Raw genomic sequence first — 14,035 nt, 5'->3', positions numbered from 1 at the left:
ATGCTCACCTCGCCCACGCCCACGTTCGTCTGCAGCCAGATCACCACGTTCACCCAGCCGCCGCTGATCAGCGCCAGGCCGATCGCGATCAGCAGGGCCCCTCCGATGCGGGTGACCCAGCGGCTGTTGCGCCGGACGGCGCGGAACACCCCGAGCAGGCGCTGGAAGCCCAGCCCGAAGACGACGAACGGTATCCCCAGCCCGAGGCAGTACGCCACGGCGAGCACCACGGCCCGGTCGGTGCCCCCCTCGGTGGCCGCCATGCCGAGCACCGCGCCGAGCGTCGGGCCGGTGCAGGGCAGCCAGCTGAGCGCGAAGACCGCGCCGAGCACCGGCGCGCCGAGCAGCCCGGCGGAGGGCAGCCAGCGGATGCGGAACTCCCGCTGCATGCCGGGGATCACCCCGAGGTAGCCGAGCCCGAGCACCACCACGAGCGCGCCGATGACGATCTCCAGCGTGCGCTCGTACCGGAAGAAGAGCTTGCCGACGCCGGAGAAGAGGATCGCGGTGGCGACGAACACGACTGTGAAGCCGGCGATGAACAGCAGCGTGCCGGCGAGCACCCGGCCCTTGACGGCCGCGGTGGTCCGGGCCGGCGCCGCCCGCTCGGCGACGCCCACACCGCCCCCACTCGCGCCGCCGCTGTTAACAAGGGGCCCTTCCTCTACCGAAGGCGTTAACAGGGGGCCCTTCCTTGCACCCTCCAGGTCGGCGCCGGCCAGGCCGGTCACGTACGACAGGTAGCCGGGCATCAGCGGGAGCACGCACGGGGACAGGAAACTCACCAGCCCGGCCAGTGCGGCCGCGCCCACCGCGAACAGCAGCGGGCCGGACTCGGCGAGCTGGCGGAACGTCTCGCCCATCAGCGGGCGCCGTTCGGCGCCGGCGACTCGGCGGCGATCTTCTCGACGATCGGTCGCAGCTCGTCGCGGGTGACGGCCCGGCGGATCACCACGGCGATCCGGCCCTCGCGGTCGAGCACGACGGTGGCCGGGGTGGTGTTCGGCGGGATGTCGAAGTTGAGCGCCTGCCGGCTGGCCGGGTCGAAGATGCTCGGGTACGTGACCCGGCCCTCCTCGAAGGCGAGCGCCTTGTCCTTGCTGTCCTGCACGTTGATGCCGAGGAACGTCACGCCGGAGCCCTTCGTGGCCTGGTAGGTGTCCTCCAGGTCGTCCGCCTCGGCACGGCAGGGCGCGCACCAGGAGCCCCAGAAGTTGACCACGACGACCTGGCCGCGGTCGCGGGAGATGTCGTAGCCGCCGCCGGTGAGCAGCTCACCGCTGACCTTCGGCGTCTTCGAGCGCTGGTCGGGTGCGCAGGTGACGACGGAGCCGTCGGCCGCGCACCGGCTCTCCTGGCTGCCGGAGGAGCAGCCGACCAGCGCCGTACCGGCGGTGACGGCGGCGAGCAGGGCGGCGGCGAGCCTCCGGGTGAGCATCAGGCCCCCTTGGCCGTCCGGGCGGTCGGCGAGATCGACACCAGGTGGGCGGCCGGCTCGGAGTACCCGATGCCGACGATCTTGGCGCCGTCGAAGTGGAACGAGGTGAGGCTGGCCAGGCCGCACTGGCGGCGGCGCGGGTCGTGCCAGAGGCGCTTGCGCTCGACGTGCCGGCGCAGCGTCCAGATCGGGAGCTGGTGCGACACGAGCACCGCCTCGCGGCCCTCGGCGGCGACGCGGGCGGCGTGCAGCGCGGCGAACATGCGCTCGGCGATGGCCCGGTACGCCTCGCCCCAGGACGGGGTCACCGGGTCGCGCAGCACCCACCAGTTGCGCGGGTCGCGGAACGAGCCGTCACCGGGCGAGACCTTCTTGCCCTCGAACCAGTTCGCGCTCTCGATCAGCCGCTCGTCGACGCCGACGGAGAGGCCGAACTGCGCCGCGATCGGCTCGGCGGTCTGCTGGGCGCGCTCCAGCGGGCTGGCCACCACGTGCACCACGGTCCGGTCGGCGAGCGCCTGCGCGGCCGCCTTCGCCATCTGCACGCCCAGCTCGGAGAGGCGGAACCCGGGCAGGCGGCCGTAGAGGATGCCGTCCGGGTTGTGCACCTCACCGTGCCGCAGCACGTGCACCACGGTCTCCGCCATAGTTACCCCCCGCTTCCCGCCGCTGCCGCCGCCCGCGCCGCCACCGGCAGGGCGGCGGCGATCTGCTCCCACGCCGCGTCGTCGAACGCGGTCGAGACGACCCTCGACTCGAACGCGCTCGGCGGCAGGTAGACGCCACCGGCGAGCATCGCGTGGAAGAACGCCTTGAACGCCGGCACCACCTGGGTACGGGCGCTGTCGTAGTCGCGCACGTCCGCGTCGGTGAAGAAGACCGAGAACATGTTGCCGGCGGTGGAGAGGCGGTGCGGCACGCCGGCCGCGGACAGCGCCTCGGTGGTGAGCTTGCCGAGCGCGGCGGAGGTCTCGTCGAGCCGCCGGTAGAGCGCGTCGTCGGCCAGCCGCAGCGTGGCCAGTCCGGCGGCGCAGGCCAGCGGGTTACCGGAGAGCGTCCCGGCCTGGTAGACCGGGCCGGCCGGGGCGAGCTTCGCCATGATCTCCGCGCGCCCGCCGAACGCCGCGGCGGGCAGGCCGCCACCCATGACCTTCCCGTACGTCCACAGGTCCGCGTCCGACGGGTCGAGGCCGTGCCATCCGGCGCGGGACACCCGGAACCCGGTCATCACCTCGTCGACGATGAGCAGCGCGCCGTGCGCGTGCGCGATCCGGGCCAGTTCGGCGTTGAAGCCGTCACGCGGGGCGATCACGCCCATGTTGCCGGCGGCGGCCTCGGTGATGATCGCGGCGATGTGCTGGCCCTGGGCGGCGAACGCCTCCTCGACCGCGCGCAGGTCGTTGTACGGCAGCACGATCGTGTCGCCCGCTGCCGCGCCGGTCACGCCGGGCGAGTCGGGCAGGCCGAACGTGGCCACGCCGGAGCCGGCGGCGGCGAGCAGCGCGTCCGAGTGGCCGTGGTAGCAGCCGGCGAACTTGATGATTTTGGAGCGGCCGGTGAAGCCGCGGGCCAGCCGGATCGCCGACATGGTCGCCTCGGTGCCGGAGTTGACCAGGCGCACCTGCTCGACCGGCGTCCGCGCGATGATCTCCTCGGCGAGGTCCACCTCACCCGGGGTGGGCGTGCCGAAGCTCGTGCCCAGCGTGGCGGCCTCGCGCAGCGCCTCCACCACTGCCGGGTGCGCGTGGCCGAGAATGAGCGGGCCCCAGGAGCAGACCAGGTCGACGTACCGACGACCGTCGGCGTCGAAGAGCCACGGACCCTCCCCCCGGACCATGAAGCGCGGGGTGCCGCCGACGGCACGGAACGCGCGCACGGGAGAGTTCACCCCGCCGGGCACGACGGCCTTGGCGCGGTCGAACAGGGCCTCGGAGGCCGGGGCGTCGGCCGGGTAGCGGCCGGATCCGGCGGAAAGCGTCTCGGTCACGATGGGCCCATTGTGTCAGCGTCGGAGCACTGCCTGGCACGCACCCCGCGACGGGGGTTACCAGGCTCACCCCGGTGAGCGGCGGCAGGCCGCCAGCGATCCGCTCGACAGGCCCGTCGGTCGAGATCGCGATAGGCTGACCGGGTGGATCGTGCCGAACTGTCCATCGCCGTACAGCGGACCGGTGACGAAGCAGTGCTTCGTCTGGCCGGTGAGATCGACATGCTCACGGCCGCCCAGCTCTCGACGGTGGTCAACGAGGTGCTGGCGGATCCGCCCCCGCGCATCGTGCTCGACCTGGCCGGGGTCACGTTCTGCGACTCGCAGGGCCTCGGCACGCTCGTGGTGCTCAGCCGCAAGGCCAGTCATGCCCAGTGCCTGCTGATACTCACCAACGTCGGCGACTTCCTGATCCGCGTCCTGGACATCACCGGTCTCCGCAGCGCCCTGATGATCCGCAACGAAGCCACCCCGTAGCCCGACCCTCGCTTTCCTCCGCGATCTTGCACTTGCGGCCCTCCACGAGGGTGATTCACCCCTTTCGCCGGGGCCGCAAGTGCAAGATCAACGCTGCTAGAGGACGGGGACGTCTCGGCGGCGGAAGGTGAGCAGGCCAGCCGTGGCCAGGGTCACCGCCAGGGCCGTGAGCAGGTAGAGCGGGGTGGGCGTCCAGGCGTCGCGGAGCACCTGCGGAGTGTGCGTGAACGGGGACAGGTCCAGCAGCCACTGGTCCAGCTCCAGCACCGCGCCGAGCTGCCCGAGCAGCACGCAGACCGCCAGCACCGCCCAGGTGACCGGCGCGAGCCGGGGCAGCAGGCCGTAGAGCAGTACGGCGAGTCCGGCCAGCACCCACGCCGCCGGCACCTGAGCCAGGCCCGCGGCGAGCATCCGGCCGAGTTGCCGGGGCACGTCACCAGTGCTCAGCCCGTACGTCAGGCCGGTGGCCAGCCCGGTCACCGCGAGCACCACCACCGGGCCGAGCAGCGCGAACGTCACGTGCGAGAGCAGCCAGGTCGAGCGGCGGGTGCCGGTGGCGAGCACCGGCTCGGCGTGCCCGGCGGACTCCTCGGCGCGCATCCGCAGCGCGGCCTGGATGCCGTATCCGGCGGCGGCCAGCCCGGCCAGGCTCAGCGTCACGCCCAGGTAGGCGTCGGCCATCCCGGACGCCCCGCCGAGCCGGGCCACGATCTCCTCCATCCGCGGGCTGCCCTCGACGGACCGTCCGGCCGCCTCGGCCGCGCCACCGAGGATCAGGCCGAGCAGGCCGAACCCGACCGACCACCAGAGGATCTGCCCCCGGTGCAGCCGCCAGGCCAGGCCGAACGGACCGGACAGGCCACCACCGGCGGTGGCCGGGCCGAGCCGGGGCGGCAGCACGCCCGCGCCCAGGTCGCGGCGGACCGAGACCGGGTACGCGAACGCGGCGAGCAGCGCCGTGGCGGCAAGCGGCAGCAGCAGCACCCACCACCGCTCCGCCTCGTACGGGCGGACCCGGGCGGCCCAGCCCAGCGGGGACAGCCAGCTCGGCCAGTCGTTGCCCGCCGTGTCCCCGGCCAGGCGCAGCCCGAACGCGGCGCCGAGACCGGCGAGGCCGATGCCCCGCGCCCCACCCGCGGTCTCGGTCAACTGGGCCGCCAGCCCGCCGAGCGTGGCGAACACGACGCCGGTCAGCACGGTGACCAGGCCGTACGCCAGCGAGCCGCCGACCGGCAGCCCGGTCGCGACCAGCCCGGCGGCGGTGAGCAGGCCGAGCAGCAGATCCGCCGCGTACGTGACGAGCAGCGCGGCGGTCAGCCCGGCGTGCCGCCCGAGCACGTTGCCGCCGAGCAGTTCCCGCCGGCCGGCCTCCTCCTCGGTGCGGGTGTGCCGGATGACGGTGAGCAGGCTGGCCAGCGCGACGATGAGCAGCAGGAAGCCGCTGCGCTGCGCGGTCAGCCCGCCGATGCTGTCGCCGTAGGCGGGGCCGAGCAGCGCGACGATCGACGGGTTGCGGGCGGTGCCCTCCAGGTACGCGGCCCGCTCGGCGGCGGTCGGGAACAGCCCGGCGAAGCTGGCCGCGTACGTCATCGGCAGCACCGCGAGGATCAGCACCCACAGCGGCAGCAGGAGGCGGTCCCGGCGCAGGATCAGCCGGACCAGGTGGCGGGTGCCGGTGAGCGTGCTCATGCCCGGTCCGCCGTCTCGTAGTGCCGCAGGAACAGTTCCTCCAGCGTGGGCGGCGTGCTGACCAGGCTGCGTACGCCCAGCTCGGTGAGCCGGCGCAGCGCGGCGTCGAGCGCGGCGGTGTCGACGTCGAAGCGCACCCGCCGCCCGTCGACCCGCAGGTCGTGTACGCCGGGCAGGTCGGCCAGGCCGTCGAGCGGCGCGGTGACCTCGGCGTCGATCGCGGTGCGGTGCAGGTGGCGCAGGTCGCCGAGCGTGCCGGACTCCACCGTCCGGCCGGCCCGGATGATCGTCACCCGGTCGCAGAGCGCCTCCACCTCGGCGAGGATGTGGCTGGACAGCAGCACTGTGCGTCCGTCGTGGACGGCGCGGCGGACCCAGTGCTGGAAGACCTCCTCCATCAGCGGGTCGAGCCCGGAGGTCGGCTCGTCGAGGATGAGCAGTTCGACGTCGGAGGCGAGCGCGGCGACCAGGCCGACCTTCTGCCGGTTGCCCTTGGAGTAGGTGCGGCCCTTTTTGCGCGGGTCCAGCTCGAAGGAGTCCAGCAGTTCGGCGCGGCGTTTCGGGTCGAGCCCGCCGCGCATCCGGCCGAGCAGGTCGATCACCTCGCCGCCGCTGAGGTTGGGCCAGAGCGTGACGTCGCCGGGCACGTACGCGAGGCGGCGGTGCAGCGCGACCGCGTCCCGCCAGGGGTCGCCGCCCAGCAGCCGGGCGGCCCCCGCGTCCGCCCGCAGCAAGCCGAGCAGCACCCGGATGGTGGTCGACTTGCCGGAGCCGTTCGGGCCGAGGAAGCCGTGCACCTCCCCGGTGCGGACGGTCAGGTCGAGCCCGTCGAGGGCCCGGGTGCGGCCGAAGGTCTTCACCAGGCCGGACACATCGATTGCCGTTTCCATAATTCAGAAGCTACGCTCGTTTCACAAACTTGTGAAGACTGTAGGGTCACGGGGTGAGTGTCGAGGAGCCGACCATGAACGAGCCATTCCGCCACGACGAGGAGGAGGTCCATCTCTTCGTGGAGCGGATGGCGATGGCCTTCGCCGACGTGGGCTTCCCCCGGATGGCCGCCCGGGTCCTGTTCACGGTGATGAGCGCCGACGACCCGCTCACCGCGGGCGAGATCGCCGAACGGCTCGGCGTCAGCGCGGCGGCGGTCAGCGGCGCGGTCCGCTACCTGACCCAGTTCGCCATGCTGGTCCGCGAGCCGGTCAAGGGGTCCCGGCGCGACCGCTACCGGATGCCGGACAACCCCTGGTACGAGGCGACCATCACCAAGACCACGCTCTACAAGAACTTCATCGACATCGCCGCCGGCGGGGTCGACGCGCTGCACGGCCGCAGCACCCCGGCCGGTGAACGGGTCGCCGAGATGCGCGACTTCTTCCTCTTCGTACAGGAGGAACTGGAATCGCTCGGCGACCGGTGGCGGGCCCGGCGGGCCGCGACCGGGCACGGCGGCCCGGCCGGCGGCTGAACCGTCAGCGGGTGTTGCCCCAGCGCGCCTGCTCCAGCAGCTCGACCGCGCGTTCGCGGGTGGACGGGTCGTCGTCGGCGCGCAGCAGCGCCGTCGCCTCGTCCACCGCGTCGGTCAGGTGCCGCCACTGCAGATCCCGCTCCCGCACCAGGTCCGACTGGGCGGCGAGCTGCCGGGTCTTCACCCACAGGTCGACGAAGACGGTCACCTTCGCCCGCAGCACCCACGGATCGAACGGCTTGGTCAGGTAGTCGACCGCACCCGCCGCGTAGCCGCGCAACGCGAGCTGCGCGTCCTTGTCCGCGGCGGTCAGGAAGATGATCGGTACGTGCCGGGTGCGCTCGCGCCGCTTGATGTGCGTCGCCGTCTCGAAGCCGTCCATGTCGGGCATCTGGGCGTCCAGCAGGATCACCGCGAAGTCGTCCACGAGGAGCTGCTTGAGCGCGGCCTCGCCGCTCTCCACCGCGACCGACTGCACCGGGAGACCCTGGAGGATCGCCTCCAGCGCCATCAGGTTCTCCCGCCGGTCGTCCACCAGCAGGGCCTTGGCCGTCTGCGTCACGCGTTCTCCTCGCCTCGGCTGCGGCCGATCCAGGACGCCATCAGCTCGATCAGCTCGTCCAGGTCCACCGGCTTGGTGATGTAGTCGCTACCGCCGGCGCTGAGCGCCGACTCCCGGTCGCCGGGCATCGCCTTGGCGGTCAGGAAGACGATCGGCAGGTCCGCGAACCGGTGGTTGCGGCGGATCTGCGCGGTCGTCTCGTACCCGTCCTGGTCCGGCATCATGGCGTCCATCAGAACGATGTCCACCTCCGGATGCTCGGCGAGCTGGCGGACGCCGTCCGCCCCGTTGTCCGAGTACAACACGGTCATGCCGTGCAGTTCCAACGCGGACGTCAACGCGAACACGTTCCGCACGTCGTCGTCGATGATCAGCACGGTCACGCCGTCCAGCCGCCGGGTGGCCGGCGTCTCCTGCGGCTGCGGCAGCTCCATCGGCATGAGCAGCGACGACGGCAGGCCCGCGCGGCTCGGCGACGGCGGCGCCGGCGCCACCACCGCGTCCGGCGCCAGCACATCGGGTACGAAGAGAGTGAACGTCGAACCCTGACCGGGCGCGGACGAGACGGTGATCGTGCCGCCGAGCAGGCGGGCCAGATCACGGCTGATGGACAGGCCCAGGCCGGTCCCGCCGTACCGCCGGCTGGTGGTGCCGTCCGCCTGCTGGAACGCCTCGAAGATCAGCGACAGCTTGTCGTCGGAGATGCCGATGCCGGTGTCGATCACGGTGAACGCGATCACCCGCTGCGCGTTCGTCAGCGCCGGCACGTCGAAGACGGCGTTCTCGGCCGCCGGCCCGATCCGCAGCGTCACCGCGCCGTTGTCGGTGAACTTCACCGCGTTGGAGAGCAGGTTGCGCAGGATCTGCTGCAACCGTTGGGCGTCGGTCACCAGCGCCGGCGGCAGATCGCTGCTGACCCGTACCTGGAAGTCCAGGCCCTTCTCCTCGGCCTGCGGCGCGAACGCCTGCTCGACGTAGCTCCGGATCTCGGCGAACTGGATCTCGGTGGGCTCCACGTCCATCCGGCCCGCCTCGATCTTCGACAGGTCGAGGATGTCGTCGATCAGCGAGAGCAGGTCCGAGCCGGCGCCGTGGATGGTCCGCGCGAACTCGATCTGCTTCGCGCTGAGGTTGCGCTCCGGGTTCTCGGCCAGCAACCGGGCCAGCAGGAGCAGCGAGTTCAGCGGCGTACGCAGCTCGTGGCTCATGTTCGCCAGGAACTCCGACTTGTACGCCGACGCCCGGGTGAGCTGCTGCGCCTTCTCCTCCAGGCCGAGGCGGGCCAGCTCGATCTCCCGGTTCTGCGTCTCGATGTTGGCCTTCTGCTCGGACAGCAGCTTCGCCTTGTCCTCCAGCTCGGCGTTGGTGCGCTGCAACTCGGCCGACTGGTCCTGCATCTCGTGCGCCAGCCGCTGCGACTGCGCCAGCAGCTCCTCCGTACGCCGGTTGGCCTGGATGGTGTTGACCGCGACGCCGATGGTGAGCACCAGCCGCTCCAGGAACGCCAGGTGCAGGTCGGAGAACGTGGCCACGCCGGCGAACTCGATCACGGCGAGCAGTTCGCCCTCGAACAGGACCGGGAGCACCACCAGGTCGGCCGGGGGCGTGTCGGCCAGCCCGGAGCGCACCACGAGGCGCCCGTCCGGCTGCGCCTTGACCCGGATGGTCCGGCGGGACAACGCGGCCTGCCCGACCAGCCCCTCACCCGGGCCGAACGTGACGTCGTGCCCGCGGGCCACGTACCCGTAGGAGGCGGTGAGCCGCAGCCGCATGCTGCCCTCGGAGCTGTCCGCCAGGAAGAACGCGCCGAGCTGCGCGTCCACCAGCGGGGTCACCTCCATCATGATCATGCGGCAGACCTCGCCCAGGTCGCGCTGGCCCTGCAGCAGACCACCGATGCGGGCCAGGTTCGAGTCGAGCCAGCCCTGCTCGGCGTTCTTCTTCGTCGTCTCCCGGAGGGTGACGATCATCTGGTTGATGTTGTCCTTCAGCTCGGCGACCTCGCCCTGCGCCTTCACGTTGATCCGCTGGGTCAGGTCGCCGCGGGTCACCGACGTGGAGACCTGCGCGATCGCGCGCAACTGCGTGGTGAGCGTGGAGGCGAGCTGGTTGACGTTCTCGGTGAGGTCGCGCCACGTACCGGAGACGCCCTTGACCTGGGCCTGACCACCCAGCTTGCCCTCGGTACCCACCTCACGCGCCACCCGCGTGACCTCGTCCGCGAACGACGACAGCTGGTCCACCATCGTGTTGACAGTCGACTTCAGCTCCAGGATCTCGCCCTGCGCGTCCACGGTGATCTTCTGCGACAGGTCGCCCTTGGCCACCGCCGTGGACACCTGGGCGATGTTGCGCACCTGCGCGGTCAGGTTCGACGCCATCGAGTTGACGTTGTCCGTCAGGTCCCGCCAGGTGCCGGCGACGCCACGTACCTGCGCCTGGCCGCCGAGCTTGCCCTCGGTGCCCACCTCACGGGCCACCCGCGTGACCTCGTCGGCGAACGACGACAGCTGGTCCACCATCGTGTTGACAGTCGACTTCAGCTCCAGGATCTCGCCCCGGGCGTCCACGGTGATCTTCTGCGACAGGTCACCCTTCGCCACCGCAGTGGTGACCGAGGCGATGTTCCGCACCTGGCTGGTCAGGTTCGACGCCATCGAGTTCACGTTGTCGGTCAGGTCCCGCCACGTACCGGAGACGCCCTTGACCTGGGCCTGACCACCCAGCTTGCCCTCGGTGCCCACCTCACGCGCCACGCGCGTCACCTCGTCCGCGAACGACGAGAGCTGGTCCACCATCGTGTTGACGGTGTTCTTCAGCTCCAGGATCTCGCCCTGCGCGTCCACGGTGATCTTCTGGCCCAGGTCGCCCTTGGCCACCGCCGTGGAGACCTGGGAGATGTTGCGGACCTGGCTGGTCAGGTTGCCGGCGAGCTGGTTCACGTTCTCGGTGAGGTCCCGCCAGGTGCCGGAGACGCCGCGCACCTGCGCCTGACCACCCAGCTTGCCCTCGATGCCGACCTCGCGCGCCACCCGGGTCACCTCGTCGGCGAACGACGACAGCTGGTCCACCATCGTGTTGACGGTGTCCTTCAGCTCCAGGATCTCGCCCTGCGCGGCCACCGTGATCTTCTGCGACAGGTCGCCCTTGGCCACCGCCGTCGACACCTGGGCGATGTTGCGGACCTGCGCGGTCAGGTTCGACGCCATCGAGTTGACGTTGTCGGTCAGGTCCTTCCAGGTGCCGGCCACGCCCGGCACCTCGGCCTGGCCGCCCAGCTTGCCCTCGGTGCCCACCTCGCGGGCCACCCGGGTCACCTGCTCGGCGAACAGCCGCAGCGTGTCGGTGAGCGAGTTCATCGTGTCGGCCAGCTCGGCCACCTCGCCGCGCGCACCGACCGTGATCTTCTGCGACAGGTCGCCCTTCGCGACGGCGGTCGCCACCTGCGAGATCGACCGCACCTGGCCGGTGAGGTTCGACGCCATGGTGTTCACCGAGTCGGTGAGGTCCTTCCAGGTGCCGGCCACGCCACGCACGTCGGCCTGGCCGCCCAGCTTGCCCTCGGTGCCCACCTCACGGGCCACCCGCGTCACCTCGTCGGCGAACGACGACAGCTGGTCCACCATCGTGTTCACCGTGCGGCCGATGCGCAGATACTCACCCCGGAGCGGACGACCGTCTATCTCCAGCGCCATGTGCTGGGAGAGGTCACCGTCGGCGACCGCCACGATCACCCGGGCGATCTCCGTGGTGGGCCGGCCCAGGTCGTCGATGAGCGAGTTGACCGCCCGCTGCCCCTCCGCCCAGGAGCCGTCCAGGCCCTCGTCGTCCAGGCGCTCGGTGAGCCGGCCGTCGCGGCCGACGATCCGGCTGATCCGGCGCAGGTCCAGGTGCTGCCGCTCCTGCAACGACACCACGTCGTTGAAGGCGTCAGCGACCTCACCGGGCAGTCCGGCCCGGCGCGGCAGGCGTACCCGCAGGTCACCGTGCGCCACCCGGCGCAACGCGTCGACCAGCTCGCCGAGGAGCACCTCGTGGTCGGGCGCGGACGGGTCCGCGGTCACCGACTGTTTTGCCGTGGTCATGGTTCCTCGCTCCGCTCGGGCTCGTGCCGTCACGCGGCCATCCCATCATTCTGCCGCGCGATCCGTCGAGGTCACGGCGTGCAACCGCGCGTCACGCGCCGTATCCGCCCGACTGGCCGGTTCGCCGGACCCTTGGCACCCGGGGCCGGACCGGTGGAGGATACGGAGGTGTCAGCGGAGGCGGGGGCCACTCGGAGCGGCGGTGCGGACGAGCACGTCCGCCGCGTCCGCCTCCCCGCAGACCGCCGCACCCCGGCGGCGGCCCGCGCGGTGGTACGCACCATGCTGCTCGAAGCGCGGCTGCCCGAACTGCTGAACGAGGCGCTGCTGCTCACCACCGAGCTGACCACGAACGCCGTCGAACACGCGCGCACCGAACTGGACATCGAGGTCGAAGCCGACCCGAACGGCCTCACCGTCACCGTCACCGACTTCGCCTCCGGACCCGTCGACGAACTGATCGTCGGCGTGCGCAACACCACCTCCGACATCACCGAAGTGGCCGCGCGGGGACGCGGACTGCTGCTCGTCGACCACTTCTCCAGCCGGTGGGGCACCACGTACCTGCCCACCGGCAAGGGCGTCTGGTTCCGCCTCGACCGGCCCGGCCCCGGCGGCCCCGCCCGCCCGTCGGCCGGCCCACCGCCGGTGACCGAGCCGGAACGGACCGGCGACGGTACGCCCAGCGCCGCCGCGATGAGCGAGTTGATGCAGATCACCCCCGACCCGTACGCCGACGAGCCACTGCCCGAGTTCGCGACCGCCCTGCTGAGCCGGGTCGGCGAAATGGTCGGCGCCGCCGGTGGCACGGTCCGGCTGGACCGGGGCGACGGGCTCGGCACCCAGGTGTTCGCCCGGTACGGCCGGCACCCGCGTGAGGGCAACGAACTGCTGCGCGTACCGCTCGCCGTGCACCGCCCGTACACCGGTGAGCTGGAACTGGACGCGGCGCCCTCCACGTACGCGCGGCCGCTGGCGGTGCTGGCCGCCGAGCGGCTGTCGCTGCACCTGGAGAACGACCGGCTGCGCCGCGCCGACGTACGCCGGTCCACCTGGCTGACGTTCCTCGCCGAGGCGAGCGAACTGCTCGCCCAGTCGCTGGACGTCGAACTGACCATGGCGCTCATCCCGCAGCTCGTGGTGCCCCGGCTCGGCCAGTGGTGCGCCGTGCACACCACCGACGAGTGGGGGCGGCTGCGTCTCGCCGCGTCCAGCCACGCCGACGAGGCCATGCTGCCGCAGCTGCACCGGATCCTCCAGGAAACCGGCCCGGACTCGATCCAGTCCCGGCTGCGCGAGGCGTCCCGCAACGCCGCCCAGGTGCCGCTCGGCGGACCGATGGAGGGCTTCGCCGTACCGCTGATCGCCCGTGGCCAGCGGCTCGGCACCCTCGCGGTGGGCCGGCACCAGCGGCACCGGCACGACCCGGACGAGGTCTCGGTGCTGGAGGACGTGGCCCGCCGCGCCGCCCTCGCCATCGAGAACGCGCGCATCCACGCCGAACGCCGCCGGGTCGCCCAGACGCTCCAGCAGTCCCTGCTGCCGCCGGTGCTCCCGGTGGTCGAGGGCATCGGCTTCGCCGCCGAGTACGTCCCGACCGGCGACGACGCGGAAGTCGGCGGCGACTTCTACGACGTGGTCCCGCTGCCGGACGGCCGCTGGCTCGTGGTGGTCGGCGACGTATCCGGCAAGGGCGTGCAGGCCGCCGCCGTGACCGGCCTGGTCCGGGACGTGATCCGGGTCCTCGTCGGCGACGGCAAACCGCTGCCCGAGGTGCTCAGCCGGCTCAACGAGACGCTCGTCGAGCGCGGCGGCGGACGCTACTGCACGCTGGCGCTGGCGGCCGTCTCACCCGGCGACGGCGACCAGCTCGACGTCTCGCTGCACCTGGCCGGCCACGACCGCCCGGTGCTGCTGCACGGCGGAGGCGGCGCCACCTTCGTCGGCACCGGCGGTACGGCGCTGGGCCTGCTCGACACCATCACCACGCCGACCGCCGAGCTGGCGCTCAAACCCGGCGACGCGCTGATCTTCTACACCGACGGGGTCACCGAGCGGCGGCGCGGACGCGAGCTGTTCGGCACCGAACGGCTGCGCGAGTCGGCGGCGCCGCTGGCCGGGTACTCGGCCGACGTGGTGGCCGCCCGGCTGCGCGCGGCGACGATCGCCTTCTCGGTGGAGCCACCGCGCGACGACATAGCCGTCCTGGTCCTCCGAAACGACACCCCGTAGCCCTCTCCCCGCGCCCCGCCCCCGGTTCCGACCCCGGTTCCGACCCGGCGGTGATCAAGGAGTTTGTGGGCGGGGGGGGCGCGAAACGTGAAACAAA

The 14,035-nt window shown here is 72.1% G+C and carries 11 protein-coding genes; 3 read left to right on the top strand and 8 right to left on the bottom strand.

Annotated elements, in window-relative coordinates; translation table 11 throughout:
- From KBX39_RS07915 to hemL, 4 genes are all read right to left on the bottom strand, one after another.
- On the bottom strand, positions 1-863 hold an 863-nt coding region (locus KBX39_RS07915), incomplete at its 3' end, for a cytochrome c biogenesis CcdA family protein (protein ID WP_210869804.1).
- Positions 863-1,438, bottom strand: coding sequence for a TlpA disulfide reductase family protein (locus tag KBX39_RS07910; protein WP_030500717.1), 576 nt, complete (start codon positions 1,436-1,438; stop codon positions 863-865). The genes KBX39_RS07910 and KBX39_RS07915, both read right to left, overlap by 1 nt.
- Entirely contained in the window at positions 1,438-2,085 is a 648-nt protein-coding gene (locus tag KBX39_RS07905) for a histidine phosphatase family protein (protein WP_013283542.1), read from the bottom strand. The genes KBX39_RS07910 and KBX39_RS07905 overlap by 1 nt, the downstream gene beginning before the upstream one ends.
- A gap of 2 nt (positions 2,086-2,087) precedes the next feature.
- Positions 2,088-3,425: a glutamate-1-semialdehyde 2,1-aminomutase gene (gene hemL, locus KBX39_RS07900; protein WP_210869802.1), complete on the bottom strand. Its 1,338-nt coding sequence runs from the start codon at positions 3,423-3,425 to the stop codon at positions 2,088-2,090.
- 144 nt (positions 3,426-3,569) lie between these two features.
- On the opposite strand from hemL, the gene KBX39_RS07895 reads away from it, so the two are divergent.
- Positions 3,570-3,902: an STAS domain-containing protein gene (locus tag KBX39_RS07895; RefSeq protein WP_043327409.1), complete on the top strand. Its 333-nt coding sequence runs from the start codon at positions 3,570-3,572 to the stop codon at positions 3,900-3,902.
- 96 nt (positions 3,903-3,998) lie between these two features.
- On the opposite strand, the gene KBX39_RS07890 is transcribed toward KBX39_RS07895, so the two are convergent.
- Together KBX39_RS07890 and KBX39_RS07885 are read right to left on the bottom strand one after the other, a co-directional pair.
- The gene (locus tag KBX39_RS07890; protein WP_210869800.1) at positions 3,999-5,591 is read right to left on the bottom strand and encodes an ABC transporter permease; all 1,593 of its coding nucleotides are present in this window, start codon (positions 5,589-5,591) and stop codon (positions 3,999-4,001) included.
- Positions 5,588-6,481, bottom strand: a complete 894-nt coding sequence (locus KBX39_RS07885; RefSeq protein ID WP_069088713.1) for an ABC transporter ATP-binding protein — start codon at positions 6,479-6,481, stop codon at positions 5,588-5,590. Before KBX39_RS07885 ends, KBX39_RS07890 begins: the two co-directional genes overlap by 4 nt.
- Positions 6,482-6,555: 74 nt before the next feature.
- Here KBX39_RS07885 and KBX39_RS07880 point away from each other — a divergent pair, with 74 nt between their 5' ends.
- Positions 6,556-7,059, top strand: a complete 504-nt coding sequence (locus KBX39_RS07880; RefSeq protein WP_043330731.1) for a GbsR/MarR family transcriptional regulator — start codon at positions 6,556-6,558, stop codon at positions 7,057-7,059.
- Positions 7,060-7,063: 4 nt separating this feature from the next.
- On the opposite strand, the gene KBX39_RS07875 is transcribed toward KBX39_RS07880, so the two are convergent.
- Complete coding sequence (locus tag KBX39_RS07875; RefSeq protein WP_013283536.1) at positions 7,064-7,621, bottom strand: two-component system response regulator; 558 nt, start codon at positions 7,619-7,621, stop codon at positions 7,064-7,066.
- Positions 7,618-11,706 carry a HAMP domain-containing protein gene (locus tag KBX39_RS07870; RefSeq protein ID WP_210869798.1) on the bottom strand — a complete coding sequence of 1,363 codons (4,089 nt, stop codon included), beginning with the start codon at positions 11,704-11,706 and terminating at the stop codon, positions 7,618-7,620. The genes KBX39_RS07875 and KBX39_RS07870 overlap by 4 nt, the downstream gene beginning before the upstream one ends.
- Positions 11,707-11,874: 168 nt before the next feature.
- Between KBX39_RS07870 and KBX39_RS07865 the strand changes: the two genes are divergently transcribed.
- Entirely contained in the window at positions 11,875-13,938 is a 2,064-nt protein-coding gene (locus KBX39_RS07865; protein ID WP_043327416.1) for a SpoIIE family protein phosphatase, read from the top strand.
- Positions 13,939-14,035 lie beyond the last annotated feature (97 nt).

This window comes from Micromonospora sp. D75, from assembly GCF_018070405.1.
In the GTDB taxonomy this organism is placed as follows: Bacteria; Actinomycetota; Actinomycetes; order Mycobacteriales; family Micromonosporaceae; genus Micromonospora; species Micromonospora chalcea.
This window is presented reverse-complemented; position numbering and strand designations above follow the sequence as displayed.

Bases quoted from the DNA above. Each gene is read 5' to 3' on its own strand.
- KBX39_RS07890 (WP_210869800.1), bottom strand. From the start codon at position 5,591: ATGAGCACGCTCACCGGCACCCGCCACCTGGTCCGGCTGATCCTGCGC.
- KBX39_RS07885 (WP_069088713.1), bottom strand. From the start codon at position 6,481: ATGGAAACGGCAATCGATGTGTCCGGCCTGGTGAAGACCTTCGGCCGC.
- KBX39_RS07880 (WP_043330731.1), top strand. From the start codon at position 6,556: ATGAACGAGCCATTCCGCCACGACGAGGAGGAGGTCCATCTCTTCGTG.
- KBX39_RS07905 (WP_013283542.1), bottom strand. From the start codon at position 2,085: ATGGCGGAGACCGTGGTGCACGTGCTGCGGCACGGTGAGGTGCACAAC.
- KBX39_RS07910 (WP_030500717.1), bottom strand. From the start codon at position 1,438: ATGCTCACCCGGAGGCTCGCCGCCGCCCTGCTCGCCGCCGTCACCGCC.
- KBX39_RS07870 (WP_210869798.1), bottom strand. From the start codon at position 11,706: ATGACCACGGCAAAACAGTCGGTGACCGCGGACCCGTCCGCGCCCGAC.